The organism is Thalassotalea profundi (assembly GCF_014653195.1).
GTDB classification, from domain to species: Bacteria; Pseudomonadota; Gammaproteobacteria; order Enterobacterales; family Alteromonadaceae; genus Thalassotalea_B; species Thalassotalea_B profundi.
Window position 1 is genome coordinate 233,518 of the sequence record NZ_BNAH01000005.1, and the last position, 15,998, is coordinate 249,515.

Annotated in this window: 22 protein-coding genes; 21 read left to right on the forward strand and 1 reads right to left on the reverse strand. The window is 38.4% G+C overall.

The window, feature by feature from the left end; genetic code table 11:
* From IE155_RS08145 to IE155_RS08225, 18 genes are all read left to right on the forward strand, one after another.
* Positions 1-192 (forward strand): hypothetical protein, encoded by a 192-nt coding sequence (locus tag IE155_RS08145; protein WP_189377746.1) that lies wholly within the window; start codon positions 1-3, stop codon positions 190-192.
* Positions 179-631, forward strand: coding sequence for a hypothetical protein (locus tag IE155_RS08150; protein ID WP_189377747.1), 453 nt, complete (start codon positions 179-181; stop codon positions 629-631). The genes IE155_RS08145 and IE155_RS08150 overlap by 14 nt, the downstream gene beginning before the upstream one ends.
* Positions 606-1,163 (forward strand): hypothetical protein, encoded by a 558-nt coding sequence (locus IE155_RS08155; RefSeq protein WP_189377748.1) that lies wholly within the window; start codon positions 606-608, stop codon positions 1,161-1,163. The genes IE155_RS08150 and IE155_RS08155 overlap by 26 nt, the downstream gene beginning before the upstream one ends.
* Positions 1,163-1,960, forward strand: coding sequence for a hypothetical protein (locus IE155_RS08160; RefSeq protein WP_189377749.1), 798 nt, complete (start codon positions 1,163-1,165; stop codon positions 1,958-1,960). Before IE155_RS08155 ends, IE155_RS08160 begins: the two co-directional genes overlap by 1 nt.
* Positions 1,961-2,294: 334 nt before the next feature.
* On the forward strand, positions 2,295-3,155 hold the full coding sequence (locus IE155_RS08165) for a major capsid protein P2 (RefSeq protein ID WP_189377750.1): 861 nt from the start codon (positions 2,295-2,297) through the stop codon (positions 3,153-3,155).
* 12 nt (positions 3,156-3,167) lie between these two features.
* Positions 3,168-3,491, forward strand: a complete 324-nt coding sequence (locus IE155_RS08170; RefSeq protein ID WP_189377751.1) for a hypothetical protein — start codon at positions 3,168-3,170, stop codon at positions 3,489-3,491.
* Entirely contained in the window at positions 3,491-3,634 is a 144-nt protein-coding gene (locus IE155_RS08175) for a hypothetical protein (protein WP_189377752.1), read from the forward strand. The genes IE155_RS08170 and IE155_RS08175 overlap by 1 nt, the downstream gene beginning before the upstream one ends.
* On the forward strand, positions 3,635-3,856 hold the full coding sequence (locus tag IE155_RS08180) for a hypothetical protein (protein WP_189377753.1): 222 nt from the start codon (positions 3,635-3,637) through the stop codon (positions 3,854-3,856).
* A 7-nt stretch (positions 3,857-3,863) separates the two neighbouring features.
* Positions 3,864-4,211: a hypothetical protein gene (locus tag IE155_RS08185; protein ID WP_189377754.1), complete on the forward strand. Its 348-nt coding sequence runs from the start codon at positions 3,864-3,866 to the stop codon at positions 4,209-4,211.
* Entirely contained in the window at positions 4,211-4,333 is a 123-nt protein-coding gene (locus IE155_RS18065) for a hypothetical protein (RefSeq protein ID WP_268245246.1), read from the forward strand. Before IE155_RS08185 ends, IE155_RS18065 begins: the two co-directional genes overlap by 1 nt.
* A 15-nt stretch (positions 4,334-4,348) precedes the next feature.
* Positions 4,349-5,137 (forward strand): hypothetical protein, encoded by a 789-nt coding sequence (locus tag IE155_RS08190; protein ID WP_189377755.1) that lies wholly within the window; start codon positions 4,349-4,351, stop codon positions 5,135-5,137.
* Positions 5,137-5,799: a hypothetical protein gene (locus tag IE155_RS08195; RefSeq protein ID WP_189377756.1), complete on the forward strand. Its 663-nt coding sequence runs from the start codon at positions 5,137-5,139 to the stop codon at positions 5,797-5,799. The genes IE155_RS08190 and IE155_RS08195 overlap by 1 nt, the downstream gene beginning before the upstream one ends.
* Entirely contained in the window at positions 5,787-6,344 is a 558-nt protein-coding gene (locus IE155_RS08200) for a ribosome maturation factor RimM (RefSeq protein WP_189377757.1), read from the forward strand. Before IE155_RS08195 ends, IE155_RS08200 begins: the two co-directional genes overlap by 13 nt.
* Positions 6,337-6,753 carry a hypothetical protein gene (locus IE155_RS08205; RefSeq protein WP_189377758.1) on the forward strand — a complete coding sequence of 139 codons (417 nt, stop codon included), beginning with the start codon at positions 6,337-6,339 and terminating at the stop codon, positions 6,751-6,753. The genes IE155_RS08200 and IE155_RS08205 overlap by 8 nt, the downstream gene beginning before the upstream one ends.
* A 56-nt stretch (positions 6,754-6,809) precedes the next feature.
* Positions 6,810-7,262, forward strand: a complete 453-nt coding sequence (locus IE155_RS08210) for a hypothetical protein (RefSeq protein WP_189377759.1) — start codon at positions 6,810-6,812, stop codon at positions 7,260-7,262.
* Positions 7,263-7,358: 96 nt separating this feature from the next.
* Positions 7,359-7,733: a DUF1353 domain-containing protein gene (locus tag IE155_RS08215; RefSeq protein WP_189377760.1), complete on the forward strand. Its 375-nt coding sequence runs from the start codon at positions 7,359-7,361 to the stop codon at positions 7,731-7,733.
* Entirely contained in the window at positions 7,727-8,017 is a 291-nt protein-coding gene (locus tag IE155_RS08220; RefSeq protein WP_189377761.1) for a hypothetical protein, read from the forward strand. Before IE155_RS08215 ends, IE155_RS08220 begins: the two co-directional genes overlap by 7 nt.
* Positions 8,018-8,207: 190 nt before the next feature.
* Positions 8,208-8,369, forward strand: a complete 162-nt coding sequence (locus IE155_RS08225) for a hypothetical protein (RefSeq protein ID WP_189377762.1) — start codon at positions 8,208-8,210, stop codon at positions 8,367-8,369.
* A 58-nt stretch (positions 8,370-8,427) separates the two neighbouring features.
* Here the strand turns inward: IE155_RS08225 and IE155_RS08230 are convergent, their stop codons facing one another.
* Positions 8,428-9,327: a tyrosine-type recombinase/integrase gene (locus tag IE155_RS08230; RefSeq protein WP_189377763.1), complete on the reverse strand. Its 900-nt coding sequence runs from the start codon at positions 9,325-9,327 to the stop codon at positions 8,428-8,430.
* A 184-nt stretch (positions 9,328-9,511) separates the two neighbouring features.
* Between IE155_RS08230 and recA the strand changes: the two genes are divergently transcribed.
* The 3 genes from recA to metH all read left to right on the forward strand — a co-directional run bounded on the left by recA (position 9,512) and on the right by metH (position 15,921).
* Entirely contained in the window at positions 9,512-10,534 is a 1,023-nt protein-coding gene (recA, locus tag IE155_RS08235; RefSeq protein WP_189377764.1) for a recombinase RecA, read from the forward strand.
* Positions 10,535-11,264: 730 nt separating this feature from the next.
* On the forward strand, positions 11,265-12,227 hold the full coding sequence (gene metA, locus IE155_RS08240; protein WP_189377765.1) for a homoserine O-acetyltransferase MetA: 963 nt from the start codon (positions 11,265-11,267) through the stop codon (positions 12,225-12,227).
* Position 12,228: 1 nt separating this feature from the next.
* Positions 12,229-15,921 (forward strand): methionine synthase, encoded by a 3,693-nt coding sequence (metH, locus tag IE155_RS08245; protein ID WP_189377766.1) that lies wholly within the window; start codon positions 12,229-12,231, stop codon positions 15,919-15,921.
* The last annotated feature ends 77 nt before the right edge of the window (positions 15,922-15,998 follow it).

Below are 15,998 nucleotides of genomic sequence, written 5' to 3' on the forward strand. Positions count from 1 at the left end.
ATGAAAGTTATAAAACATCATTTCAAAATAGCATTAGAAAAGCGAAAACAAGCGAATGAAACTAGCGTAATGCGCCCATCAGTAAAAATGCAATTAGCAGACGAGGCGCTTGATGCATTGCAAATTGTTGTTGTTGGCTTAATTGGTGAAATCGAGCGATTAAACGAGAGGGTAAACGATGAAAACAGATAACCCAATCTTGGGTGAATGCACTTGTGATGCTTGCGGAAACAATGCGGGTATTAAGCGAAAGCGCACAGGTAAAAAATTACTCTATTTACACTGCCCTAATTGCGGATTAGACCAGCGTAGCGGGGCGTTAATACAAGCTAAATGGCAAGCAATAATTGACGGTGTTGAGTTGCCAAGCGAAAAAGCCGAAAAAATAGCGGAATTACAGCCAATTAGCACCGAAACAGCAAGCGAAATAAAAACCGAAGTAACGCCAGAAATCAGCGAAAACTGGCAACCAGATAACAATATTGAAAAGGTAATGAAAAATGACAACAGCGGCACAAAGACACGACCAGATAAAAGCGAGCAAGAATCAAGTGAATCAAGCGGTGGAATCCTTAAAATCTTCGGAGCAATCGCAGGAATCGCCCTTGTCATTGCAAAAACCAGAAGTTAACGAAACCGAAAGCGAAAAAGCCGAATCATTCACCGAAACACTAGCAAAAGAGAATGAGGAAAAATATCAGTATAACCACTTAGACGAATACGAAAAAAACTTATCTTTCGTGTCGGGTGGTAACACCGAAAGCGAAACCGAAACGGTGGAGGAAAGCGAGCAAGGCGAAAGCGAAACCGAATCAAGCAATCAATTAGTTATGCAAGATGATGATGCGGCGGTGTTGGCGGCTTTTGGTGTTAATACGGTTAATAGTTTTTTGCCAACAATTTTTAAAGCGCCCGTTTCTATGAGTGACGAGCAACAAGAAGATATTGCACTTAAAGCGGTTCCTTTAGTTAAAAAGTATTACTCAGGTGATGATGTTCCCGACTGGCTTAAAAAATATCAAGATGAATTTGCCTTTGGTTTGGCGTTAGGTGGTGCGCTATTTGGTTGTAATCAGCAAGCAAAAGCATTTAAAAAAGAACAAGCGTTAATTGCCAGCAAGCAAAAAGAAACCGAAAAAGAAGAAGATAAAAAGGCGGCATAATGGCAATAAATATAAACGAATCGTTAAGCGCTGAGCATGTATGTATCGCCGCAGATACAGGCGGCGGAAAAACGGCGGCGGTTAAGTTGCTGGGGGTTTGTGGTGATTGTGTCGCTATATTTGATTTATACGGCAATTATCGCTTTGACGGTCGAAAAGGTAAGGTTAATAAATTTAACGGTTTAGGCGGTCGAGAGGTTTTTACATTTCACGATAGAAAGTCCTTTTCTAAGGCATTTATTAGTGCGTGGCGTAGCGGTAAAAAATTTGTGCTTGCTTATAATCCAGTATCACAAAAACCATTAAATCAAAAAGAAATGTTAGAGTTTAGGCGTCAAGAGTTAGACTTTTTTGGCGGCTTGATGTGGGCGGCGCTTGATGGAAAAAGAAAGTTGTATATTGCTATTGAGGAATTAGCGAAACTTGTTTCTACAACAGGGAAAGACAGTTCAATAATAGGTGAAATAGCTACAGGTGGGCGCGCTTTTGGTGGCGTATTGGTTACAGTGTTCCAGCGCAAGCAAGAAGTGCCAAAGACTATTTGGAATATGTCACCTAATAAAATAATCGGCGCGCTTGATACAAAAGCAGATATAAAAGCCATGAATGAGGCAACCGATGCACCGATAGAATGCTTGAATCATGTTTCTAAATTGAACGCAAAATATAAAGCGCAATTCCTGCACTACATAATCAAAAGCGCGGGTTTTGGTAATGTATCAGCTAAAAGGGTGAGTCTAAAAGCGCCGTTTAAGGTTGATAATCTAGCGTTAGATGAGTTTTTATTACTTAAATGAGTAATCACAAGTAAAAATATTTCAAGCCCGAAAACACACCGAAAAGCCCTTATTTTGTAAGGGTTTTACTCTTGCCAGTCAAAAACCAACACACCGAAAAATAAAAAACCAGCACCGAAAGCCGCTTTACCTGATAGCGAAATATTTTGTCTTCTATAAATCGAATTTTAATGAATCTCTATTTAACAGACACAAAGCGGGTAACAAAAATGAAAGCGAATCAAAAAAACATGCTAATTACGGCTTTAATTGCGGCGGCAGTTTCGGCGGTTGTTGTTTACGCATCAAACAATATTGATGTAGTCGAAGATATCATTGGATAAGGGGAATAAAATTGAATAAGTCACTTATCACACAAGCGCTAGCGAGAGTTTTTACTTCTCATATCAAATTAGACGCCGCGACAGGTTCTAATTATAGCGACGAATGGACAATTAAATTACAAGCGGGAATGACATATCACCGCATTAAATTAGTAACTAACTTACTTGAACGTGTTGCTATTAAAAAAGTAACTATCGATGTAAACGGCAGTGATGCGGCGTATGCATCAGGCGCATACTTAGAATTTTTAGCAAAGGCATATCAAAAAGCACAGACGACAGGAATTTTTGTATTCGATTTATCGAAATTTCATTACAGAACACAAGCGGGGGTTTTTCAGACTCAGTTAGTGACGTTGCCTAGTGACGATGTAACGTTAAAAATCCTTTTCGGCGCGAAAGGTGCAACAGACCCAGCTACGCCAACGTTGCGAGCATCGGCGACTGTTTCAGATAACGCGCAAATGATGCCGCGAATCTTTGAGCCTAAAAAATACGAGTCGGTTTTATATGCGAGCGCCGCGGACGATATCGAATGGATTTTTCCAAGTGGTTCAATTCATAAGAAAATTCAAACTATCGCGTTTGATGAAACCGAGGCTTCAATCTCTAAAATCAAAGTTAAGCGCGGCTCAATAACGCTTAACGAGTGGACTCGAGCAGAACTTGACCACGATTTAAAAGAATTGGGTGGAATCTTGCCGCAGGCAGATATGTGTCTTGTTGATTTTACAGTTCTTGGCTTTGGTACGACAGGTATGCCAACTAATGACCTTAAATTTGAACTGACAACAAGCGCGGCAGGTTCCATTAAGGCGCATATTGACGGTTACGAGCAAGTAATCTTCCCAAAAGCAGAACAAAGCGCTTAACAAGGGGGTTATATGTTCGATGATTTATGGGACGGGTTTACCGAGTCGCTAGGTGAGACGTGGGACGTAGTACTTGAGACAGGGAAGGGCGTAATTGCCGAAACCCTGCAAAAGACAAAAGAAACAGGTGTTGACACTACGCAATTAAAAGCAAGTGAGCCGTTAAAAGGTACTAATCCAGATGGTTCAACAATTGTTGTAGAAAAACAAACAACAGGTAATGCAGTAATTACCAGCACGCAATTAATCAACGGTGTTGATAATAAACTTGTCTATGTGGGCGGCGCGGTTGCTGGCTTTCTTATGTTGTTGTTGGTAATAAAGGCGGTGAAGTAATGCCGTTGTTACTGATACCTTTAATCGGTGTAAGTTTTGCGGGTGGCTTTTGGGCGGGTGATGGTTTTAACAACATCGCCAAGATTGCCGTTATACTACTTGCAATGTATTTATTTTACATGAAAGTTTACAAGGTGGCTTAAATGATACCAGGCTTAGGTGCGCTATCAAAATTAAGTAACTCGGGGCAAATGCCAATCTCAGGTGGCGACGCAAAGTCGGGTAATGGCGATTCTGTTTTTTCAGCAGACGCCCAGTTCGGCGGCATTAATTACAATGCTGGAATGAATGTTTATTTGGTGGCAGTAGTCGCGGCGGTGTCTGTAGTCGGTATTTTTGTTTATGTTCAAAGTAAAGCTAAGTAATCAGATAATGCAGGCGTTAAAGCCTGCATTACCTTTTGCAAAAGGCACTATTAAAAACGAAATAATTAACGGCATAAGTCAATTGTATTCAACGAATGCAAGAAACTTATATATTGTGACTCGTCCAGAGGGAGCTGAATTAGTGATAGTGGCGGTAGTAGGTAAAAATCTATTATCAGCACAGCAAGAGATTATTAATTTCGCAAAAATCAACGGGTTTAAAACAATACGTTTTCATACAACTCAAATAAAAAGGCTAAAAAAAGGCTTGCGAGGGCTGAATTATCAGCTTGTTGAGCATAAAAAGCGATTTTTAAGGGGTGATGAATACGTGTACAGATTAAGGTTGTACTAATGAAAACTAAAACAACGCAAAAAGGACGAATCAAGCAAGTTCGCCGACAAAGAAACAAGCAAAAACGTACATCAGGCAGTGAGACGCCGCCAGTGGTTCGTATTCGAACTAACCGTTACTAATAAGGTAGGCTTAATATGGGTGGCAGTTCAAGAAGTAATCAATCAACCAGCAACCAGCAACAAACAAATAATATTGTTAATGATGGTGAATTTGCAGGCGCGGGTAATGTCTCGATAGACGAATCCGACCACAGTATTACAGATGCGTACAATACGGAAACTAATATCGAAGTTGCCATTGATGAAGATTACGACTATTCAACAAATCTTGAAGATTCAAATAATACCGATAATTCAATTAATGACAGTAATGTAAATTTTGCGGGCGGTGATATTGTACTGAGCGATTCAGGCGCAATTAATGCGGCGCAAGAAATCGCGCTAAAAGCACTGGAAGAATCAACCAAGCAAAATTCAGCGGCAAACGAATTATCGCAAAGTGCGCTTGATGTAAACGGAAAAGTTACAGCGCAAGCGATAGAATCAGTAGAAAAAACAGCAGAAAAAGCGTTTGAAACATCGGTTTATGCTATTGACGAGGTAAGCGATTTTGCAGAGTTGTCAGTCGACACAATCGGAAAAACAACAACAGACGTTATTAATGAGCTATCAAGTTCGAGTGAGGCGTTTGCAAATAATTTAAACCAAGCAACACAAGCGAATTTTAGCGCTAATGAAAAGGCATTAGGAGTTATTTCAGATAACAACACTAAAGATAAAGAAACCATTGCGGAGCTTGCCAAAAATACAGCGTTAGCGGGGCAAGATATTGTTGCGACTTCTTCTGAAAAAATGGTTATGTATATGGCGGTGGCGGTCGCGCTTGGGTTTGTCACAATGGCTTACATGGCAAGGGGTAAATAATGCCTAGTCTCATTTTAAAAGTTGGCGAAGAAAGACCGATTTCAACGGCGGGTTTGTTTCTTTCAATCGTTGAATCATCGGCAAAGTTTGTTATTAAGTCGGACTTGCTCGGCGGTGATGTTATCGGCGAAACCAACAAACAATTAAAAATACCGAACGTGCCAATGGTGCATTTTGTTAATGAATCACAAGACCCGATAAGCATCACTTATGAATCATTAAATATTGAGGCGTGGCTCAGTGGCAAAGGCTCGGTATCGGTAAGTAATGATGTTGTTGTTCAAAAGATAGTTGAACCAATAGCGGTTACAGCATCGGCAACGGTTGAAGATGGTAAAATGGCAATGAATGTATCAAATGCATTTGCGCCTATCGATCCATCAAAAATAACAATCGCAGACGGTGCAACGGTTGAAATATTCCCCGCTAGAAATGAGTTAAATAGAAAAGTTATAGTGCAAATTGTGACCGATAGCGCGGTAATGGGTAAAGCTAGAATAGGCGCGAGCGCTTTGGAAGTTAGCACAACAAAAGGAATTTTTATTAATGGCAACTTAGATGCGTCATCGGGTTATGAGTGGGAAACCACTACAGCGGTAGTCATTCATAATTACTCAGGTGAGACAATCGAACTTGCAGGGGGTGAGATGTGGCGCTCATAAATTCAGCGGTAAATATTAAGAAGTTACTTGATGACCAGCAAGTAGCAATCAATGTCAATACAGATGCTAAAGCGAGCGTTATTCAATCTCATGTTTCTGATAAAACAGCGGAAACTAAAAGTCATGTAACCACAAAGGCAACCGATACAAAAACAAGCGTTAATGATAATACCAACAGTGAAACGCTAGAGCTTGATAATGCGGTTGCAGGGGTTGCGGCAGGCGTTGATGCACTACCAGCGCATATTACTAGCGAGGTTGAAAGGGTTATTTCAGGCATACCAAGTGCGGGTGCAGTAAGTAGCATTCAAAGAGGGAGTTTGTACCTTGCTACGGTATCAGGGCGGGGGTTTTTTGATATAACAATTGCAGATTTAGGTTTAAAAGGAGAATTAAAAATAATCTCTTTTACGACTTCCTCATCAGCAACGGATAAATATAAGCAGTATGTATATTTGCATGATAGTTCAACCATAAGAGTGATTAATGAAGATACGTCAAACGTATTATTTACAATGTCGTGGGAAGCTATAAGTTATGTTTAATTACGCGCAAATAAAAGACGGGATTGTTGTTGCTGTTCAACAGTCGACAAGCGAGATAAGCAAAGAGGGTTTAATTTCTATTCCTGAATACAGCACTGAAATAATAAACAAGCTTTACATGGACGGCGATTTTATCGACCAACCACCAAGACCAATAAGAATAATTTCAACGGGTGCAATGCAAAGACGGTTTACCATTCCAGAAGAAGTTTTTATATCAGGTGATGCGGCGGCTACGGTGATTAAATCACGCCTTATTAACTCGGCTTATTGTGATTTAGACTTCCAAGATGTAATTGACGGCATTAACTACATTTGCGGCGTATTGCAAGCGGGTGGGGTGATTGCAGACGCAACAGCAAGAGCAATAGAATTACTTCAGGACGGCGTATCAAGTGAGCAACCATAATGCAAAAATACTTAATTACTTCATTTGTTTTATTGCTGGTAACAGGGGTTTACTTTATGACGCGCCCAAATAAAAACGTTAGAAATAACAATCCGCTAAATATTAGAGAGTCGGCGGAGTGGGTAGGCGAAAGAACGCTAAACATAGATAAAGAATTTGAAGAATTTAAAACGCCTGAGCATGGCTTTAGGGCAGGATACATTATTCTCTTGCAATATCTTGAGCGTGGCGATAACACAATAGATAAAATAATCACTAAGTGGGCGCCAGCAAGCGATAACAACCACACTAATAATTATATAAATTACGTGGCGAACGAATTAAATATATCTGAATTTCAAGAATTAGCGCCTAAAGACTTGCCGCAATTGATGCTTGCAATGTCAGTATTTGAGGGCGGCGGCGATCACTTTGAGCTACATCAGGTTGTTAGTGGTATCGAATTGGCACACAAAGAAAGCTTTGTTGTTGCGCGTCTAGGGCGTTTGGGTGTTGAGGTTTACGTTTAATGATTAGTAAAAAAATGATTATCTCAACGGCGGTCGGTGCATTGGTGGCGGCTTTTGTTGTCTACCAAGTAAAAGCGCACACCAAAGGCATATTAGATGCTGATTAAAACGAATAGTCGCTTTATTGGTGAGGCTGATACGCGAATAATTAAAGGTGAGAAAAGAAAGGTTGAGCTGTTAAATGATTTTGCATTTATCGACAAAAAAGGCTTTGAATGGTTCGCGCCAAAGGGTTCGATTATTGACGGTTCAAGTATCCCTTTTTGGCTTTGGACAATAACGGGTTGTTCGCCTTTTGTCGGTTATCATCGCTTAGCGAGTATTCCGCATGATGTGTACTGTAAAACAAGAGAAGTGCCACACAAAAACGTGCATAAAATGTATTTTGAGGCGTGTTTGTTAAACGGTATGAATAAAATTAAAGCAACAGCTTTTTATAATGGCTTAAAAATAGGCGCGCCAAGATGGTAAAAAAAAGAATATTATCCTTTATCGAGAAAATAATTATATTTGTATCGCTTGTGTTAGTGGTGTTGATTAATCAGGGTTGCTCAAGTAATGGCGACAATAAACAGGGTTATCAAGTAGGTGATATTTCAAAGCGCCTAGTTAATGCGCCTGAAAACTATTGCAAAGCAACAAACCCAGAAACAAGAGCAATGCTAAAAGCAATGCTCAATAGTCAAGGCGTAACTATTGGCGTTGATTTTTGCACCGCATACGGGTTGAGCACGATTGTTTTAGGGGGTAAGTAGTGGATATAATGAACCCTAATATGATTGTTTTGATACTCGGGCAGTTAATCAGTACATTTGTAATCGTGTACACCAATAAAACGGAAATCACTTGGATTAAAGCAGTGCAAGAAAAGCACGATTTAAGAATAACCAGCGTTGAGAAAGCAACGCATTGCAGACGCAAAGCAGACCATTAAGGGCGTAAAATATGTATCATAATCGAAGAACAATTTTCAAAGATAATAAAACTCAAGATAACAACTCACCATTTGACGAAAGCGGAAAGTTAAAAAAAGGCTTTCGGTATATTGGTGACGGTAAAGTTACCGATAGTGAAAAAAACGAATATTTAATATCTGATTACAAATAATAATTACCAACCAAGTAGAAAGCCGCAATTAATGCGGCTTTTTTTGTGTCTGTAAAAGCTAAAAAGGCAATAGTTGAATGGTGGCTTTTGCGTGTCTATCAGGTCGACGGTCATAAATATCAATAGTTTTTAAATTGCTATGCCCTAAAAGCCTTTGAACGCCAAACCTATCTGCGTCATTATCTAATAAAAGCGTTGCAAATGTGCGGCGCAAGTCATGACTAGTAAAAGGTGTTAAATTTGTATTTTTTGAAATACGGGCGGCGGTGCGGTGTATGCTCAAGATGGTTAAGCGTTCTTTTACGCTGTTTTTGTAGGTTTTTGTGAATATAGCACCGCTTTTGCAATCCCTGAACGATAACCAGTTGTTTAATGCATCAGACACAAAGCGAGTCAAAGGTAGTGAGCGCGTATGATTATTCTTTCCAGTAACCGTTATTTTTTCATTATCAATACTTTCAAAATCAAGCATTCTTATTTCATTTCTGCGTAATCCAGCGCCAATGCCGAGCGCAAAAATTGCATAATCTCGACAATCTAAGGGGCTGATATTTTGCTTGTAGTAGTTGTTTATAGTGTTGATTTCATTACTTGTTAGGGTTCGCCCTGCTACAGTGTTGCGCCCTTTGATTTTTTTTAATGATTTTATTCTCATGTAAGTATCACAATTAATGTAATCGAGTTGCCAGCAGTGCAGGCTAACCGATTTTATGACAGCTAAAGTCGTGTTGATTGATGTAAAACTTTGACCGTTGTTTTTTAAAAAATGAATAAACTCTAATACTTTTGTGTAGCTGATTTTTGACCAATCGCACGTCTCAAAAACTTTGTTGTTGAATGTAAAAGCGCAAAATTGGCGCATTCTGTACGTGCTGGATTCAATCGTTGACGCGCTGAATGTGGTTAAGAAATAAGCGTTTACGGGGTCGGTTGGGTGTTTTAGTGTATTCATTAACATTTTTTTTAATCCTTTTTAATTTTTTTTCAATGTTTCTTTTTAACAACTTCAAGTAAAAAGCAAGGCGAAACACTCAAAAACATACTTTTGTATAATTTTAATAAGTCACTTGCAATACTGTACACACTTACAGTATACTTTGCGTCATAAGAATATTTAATGTTAATTATTTGTGGAGCACGAAATGGATGATAATAAAGAAAAAGCACTCTCTGCTGCGTTGAGTCAAATTGAGCGTCAATTTGGTAAAGGTTCAATCATGAAGCTTGGTGAGAACCGTAGCATGGATGTAGAAACCATTTCAACAGGATCTCTTGGGCTTGATATCGCATTAGGGGCAGGGGGCTTACCTTTGGGTCGTGTTGTAGAAATATACGGACCTGAATCAAGCGGTAAAACAACCCTTACTCTGGAAGTGATTGCTGAAGCACAGCGTAACGGTAAAGTCTGTGCATTCGTAGATGCTGAACATGCATTAGATCCTATTTATGCGGAGAAGCTAGGCGTAAATATTAATGAGTTATTAGTTTCTCAACCTGATACAGGTGAACAAGCTCTAGAGATATGCGATATGTTAACCCGATCAGGTGCGGTTGATGTTATCGTTGTCGATTCAGTTGCAGCACTAACACCAAAAGCTGAAATTGAAGGTGACATGGGTGACTCTCATATGGGACTTCAAGCACGAATGTTGTCACAAGCGATGCGTAAATTAACAGGTAATCTGAAACAGTCTAATACAATGATGATTTTCATTAACCAAATTCGTATGAAAATTGGAGTAATGTTTGGTAGCCCTGAAACGACCACAGGAGGTAACGCGCTTAAGTTTTATGCTTCAGTGCGTTTAGATATTAGACGTATTGGTGCTGTTAAAAATGGCGATGAAATTGTAGGTAATGAAACCCGTGTTAAAGTGGTTAAAAATAAAATTGCACCACCATTTAAACAAGTTGAATTTCAAATTTTATACGGTGAAGGCATTAATAGCTTAGGTGAGTTAATTGATCTAGGCGTACAACATAAGATGGTTGAAAAAGCGGGTGCTTGGTATAGCTACAACGGTGAGAAAATAGGGCAGGGTAAAGCTAACTCTACAAATTATCTTAAAGAAAATCCTGAAATAGCCAATGAAATCGATACGCGTTTACGAGAGTTATTGTTAACAAAGAAAACAGATAAAGTAGAAGAGGTAGCTGCAGAATAATCATTTATTTATGCGCTATTAATTAAAAACCACTGAACTGTCAGTGGTTTTTTGTTTTTAGCTGTTTGTAAAAGTCAATTAAAACTGGAAAGATCTAAGTCACTGTTTCAAATGATTATATTTCTGATGTGATGTCATATGCTCAACAACGGAATAAGCGAGTTAACTCTTTCAGTTTTAAACTTCAAAAAAACGTTCCATTACTTTGTTGTCACAAAAACTTACTCGTCGGCTCATACTTCGCAAAATATTTAATTAGGCTAATTTATTCCTAAACACCTTTAAAGTTTGCCTATTTAAAGCTATAAACCGTTCCAGTTTCATTAGACCATTACAATCAGTAACAGGGGTTTTTGGCTGCGTTTGAAGCTTAAGGGGGAATGAAAATTAGCCTCATATTTTTTTGTTTAGTTGGTTCACTATTTCTGTTCCTCATTTGTTGTCTGAGTAACAATTGGATGAAACGTTGGTTTTGTTGTATTTATCCAAAACATTTATTTAAAAACAGGCTTTTAGCTCTTGCATTGCTTTATTCTCGTGCTTGACGGTATTCTCGTTTTAAATGACGTTTTACATTTACATAATTAAACTCGCAAAATTTACAAAATCATTTAGACGTCTATACGTTTAGATGTTGACACCTCTAGCATTCCAAGGCATATTATCACCCATAATAAATGATGTTTTGCTAAATCATTCATACGTATTCAATATTGAAAGGTGAAATTACATGCCTATAAAAATTCCAGATCAATTACCAGCATTCCAAGTACTTGATAATGAAAATATTTTCGTTATGCCAGAACATCGTGCTGCCAGTCAAGAAATACGCCCGATGGAAGTGGCTATTTTAAATTTGATGCCAAATAAAATTGAAACTGAAGTTCAAATATTACGTATGCTGGCTAATACACCATTACAAATAAATATAGAATTTGTGCGTATTCACGCAAATGAGTCAAAACATACGCCACAAGAACATTTAGATAATTTTTATCGTTTATTTGATGATATTAAAACTAAACAATACGATGGCTTAATAATAACAGGGGCGCCACTAGCGTTACTTGATTATCAAGAAGTGACATTTTGGGATAAAATTTGTGAAGTCTTTGACTGGGCTGAAAAAAATGTTACATCTACCATGTTCTCTTGTTGGGCAGCCCATGCTGCTTTGTATCATCATTATGGCTTAAACCGGCATTTACGAAAACAAAAACTGTCTGGAATTTACGAACATATCTCACTTGACCCTAAGGAAGAATTAACACGAGGCTTTGATGAGCATTTTATTGTGCCTCATTCACGTTATGGATATATCAGTAAAGAAGATTATGAATCTGTTGAAGAGTTAAAAGTGTTAGCGGAATCACCACAAGCCGGTGTTTATTTAACGGCTAGTAAAAATAAACAGCAAGTTTATTTAACGGGACATCCTGAATATGACGCAATGACTTTAAAAGAAGAATACGATCGTGATGTAAAAGCTAATTTGTCGCCTGAGCTGCCAGAGAACTATTTTGTTAATAACGATCCTTCAACGACACCAAAAAGTTCATGGCGAAGCCATGGTAGTCTATTGTTTACTAACTGGCTTAATTATTATGTGTATCAAATAACACCTTATCAGTTGGATGCTAGTAACATTCAAGCAATTCATCCATCAAGTAAAAGTTTATCAAAAGAGCAGTAACATGAAAAAATCAACTTCGTTTTCACTATTAGAACAACAACTTGCTAAGAATATATTGATACTTGATGGTGCAATGGGCACCATGATACAAGCCTATAAGTTTGAAGAGCAAGACTATAGAGGCGAGCGTTTTTCTGATTGGCATAGTGATGTAAAAGGCAATAACGATTTGCTAGTGCTCACACAGGCCCAAGTGATTAAAGATATTCATTGCGAATATTTAGCTGCGGGTGCCGATATTATTGAAACCAATACTTTTAACGCAACCACTATTGCTATGGCTGATTATGACATGGCGTCGTTAAGTGCTGAAATTAATCGTGAGGCGGCAAAAATAGCGAAAGCTGCTGCTGATGAATATACAGCCAAAACGCCAGATAAACCACGATTTGTAGCCGGGGTTTTAGGACCTACTAATAGAACTTGTTCTATCTCTCCTGATGTAAATGATCCGGCATTTCGAAATGTAACTTTTGACGAATTAAAAGATGCTTATATTGAGTCAACACTTGCATTAATTGAAGGTGGTTCAGATATTATTCTGATAGAGACCATTTTTGATACGCTTAATGCAAAAGCCGCAATATTTGCGGTAGAAACTGTGTTTGACCAGCTAGGTTATCGTTTACCGGTGATGATATCAGGCACTATAACTGATGCATCAGGTCGAACATTGTCAGGGCAAACAACGGAAGCTTTTTACAATTCTTTGCGTCATGCAAAACCTATTTCATTTGGGCTTAATTGTGCTTTAGGACCACTCGAATTACGTCAATATATTGAAGAGTTAAGTCGTATTTCTGATTTTGCAGTATCAGCTCACCCTAATGCCGGTTTACCCAATGCATTTGGTGAATATGATCTTGATGCTAACGAAATGATGGTTCATGTAAAAGAGTGGGCTGAATCTGGCTTTTTAAATATTATTGGTGGTTGTTGTGGTACTACACCTGAACATATTAAATTGATGTCTGAAGCTGTTGAAAGTATTAAGCCTCGAGAAGTGTTACAGCGCGATATTGCTTGTAGATTGTCGGGATTAGAAGCATTAACTATTGATGAAAATAGCTTGTTTGTTAATGTTGGTGAAAGAACCAATATCACTGGTTCTGCGGCTTTCAAACGGTTAATTATTGAAGAAAATTACGATCAAGCGATTGCTGTCGCTTTGCAGCAAGTCGAAAATGGCGCGCAAATTATCGACATTAACATGGACGAAGGCATGCTTGACTCGCAAGCGGCAATGGTACGTTTTCTTAACTTAATTGCGGGTGAGCCTGATATAGCAAAAGTGCCAATGATGATCGACTCTTCTAAGTGGGAGATCCTTGAGGCTGGACTCAAATGTATTCAGGGTAAAGGCATTGTTAATTCTATTAGTTTGAAAGAGGGGGAAGATAATTTCCGCCAACAAGCCGAGTTATTACGTAGATATGGTGCAGCAGTTATAGTAATGGCGTTTGATGAAAAAGGCCAAGCAGATACACGCTCACGTAAATATGAAATTTGTAAACGTGCTTATCATATTCTAGTGGATGAAATTAACTTTCCAGCAGAAGATATAATCTTTGATCCTAATATATTTGCTGTCGCTACAGGTATTGAAGAGCATAATAATTATGCAGTAGATTTTATTGATGCAGTTGCTGATATCAAACAAAATTTACCTTATGCGATGATCTCTGGTGGTGTGTCTAATGTGTCATTTTCTTTTAGAGGAAATAATCTAGTTCGTGAAGCTATTCATGCGGTATTTCTTTATCATGCCATAAAAAATGGTATGGATATGGGGATAGTGAATGCAGGACAACTTGCTATCTATTCGGATATTCCTGAAGATTTGCGAGTCGCTGTAGAAGATGTCATCCAAAATAGTGATGATGGTGCAACAGAACGTTTATTAGATCTTGCAGAGAAGTTTAGAGGCCAAGGAAGTGCAACTGATAATAAAGCCGACTTAACATGGCGTGAGTTGCCAGTAATTAAACGTTTAGAGCATTCATTAGTTAAAGGTATCAATGAGTTTATAATTGAAGATACCGAAGAAGCTCGACTTCAAGCAGAGAAACCCCTTGATGTAATTGAAGGTCCATTGATGGATGGCATGAACGTAGTGGGCGATCTATTTGGTGCGGGCGAAATGTTCTTGCCACAAGTAGTAAAGTCGGCGCGTGTCATGAAACAAGCGGTTGCTTATTTAAACCCTTTTATTGAAGAAGGTAAGACTGAGGTACATTCAAATGGAAAAGTTTTATTAGCTACGGTTAAAGGTGATGTGCATGACATAGGCAAGAACATTGTTGGCGTTGTTTTGCAGTGCAATAACTACGATATTATTGATTTAGGTGTAATGGTGTCTTGTGAAGAAATCCTTCGCGTAGCCAAAGAAGAGAATGTTGATATTATTGGTTTGTCAGGATTGATCACTCCTTCGTTAGATGAAATGGTACATGTTGCTAAAGAAATGAAGCGTCAAAACTTTGATCTGCCTTTATTAATTGGTGGTGCAACTACATCAAAAGCGCATACGGCAGTTAAAGTTGACCCGCAATACCAACATCCCGTTATTTATGTAGCTAATGCTTCTCGCTCGGTATCCGTGGTTAGTAACCTATTATCAGATGAATTACGTCCGGCCTTTATGGAAAGACAAACACAAGAATATATACGAGTTAAAGACAGGCACTATAAAAAAGGGCCACGGTCTAGCTTAGTGAGCTTAGAACAAGCTCGCGCAAATGCTACACCAATTAATTTCGATACCTATACACCAACTATACCTAAAAAATTAGGCGTTACGGTTTTAGATAATCTCGATTTAAGTATTGTTAGAAATTATATTGATTGGACACCATTTTTTACCACATGGCAGTTAATGGGAAAATACCCTTTAATTTTAAAACATGAAGTTGTAGGTGAAGAAGCAACCAAGTTATTTAATGATGCCAATGCGATGATTGACGAAATTATCTCAGGGAATAAAATTCAAGCAAAAGCTGTATTTGGTTTATTTGCAGCACAACGAGACCAAGATGACTTAATTGTATTTAATGATGATACTCGGTTAAGCGAACGTATGCGTTTACATCATTTAAGACAACAAAGTAAAAAACCGTCGGGACAGTATAATCGTTGTTTAGCTGATTATATTGCAGACAAAGCATCAGGAGTAAATGATTATATTGGCGCTTTTGCGGTATCAGCAGGTTTTGGCGTTGACGGATTAGTTAAAGGTTATGAGGCTGAACATGACGACTATAACGGAATTTTATTAAAAGCAGTTGCAGACCGTTTAGCTGAAGCCAGTGCTGAATATTTACATGAGCTTATTCGGACTACCTATTGGGGTTATGCCCCTGATGAAAATTTGGATAATGACTCGCTAATACGTGAAAAATATCAAGGTATTCGCCCAGCTCCAGGATATCCAGCTTGTCCTGAACATACTGAAAAAGGTTTGTTATGGGATTTGCTCAATGTTCAAGACAATATAGGAATGGAGTTAACATCTAGTTATGCTATGTGGCCTGGTGCCGCGGTAAGTGGATGGTATTTTGCTCATCCAGACAGTAAGTATTTTGCTGTTGCAAAAATGGCCAAAGATCAAGTTATTGATTATGCATCACGCAAAGGTATGACACTAGAACAGGCTGAACGTTGGCTATCTGCTAATTTAGATTACGAACCTGAGTAATTGCTATTTACTAGAGTAGTTACGTAGTTTTTACTCTTTTTTTATTATAAATACATTGGCTTACATTTATTCAATTG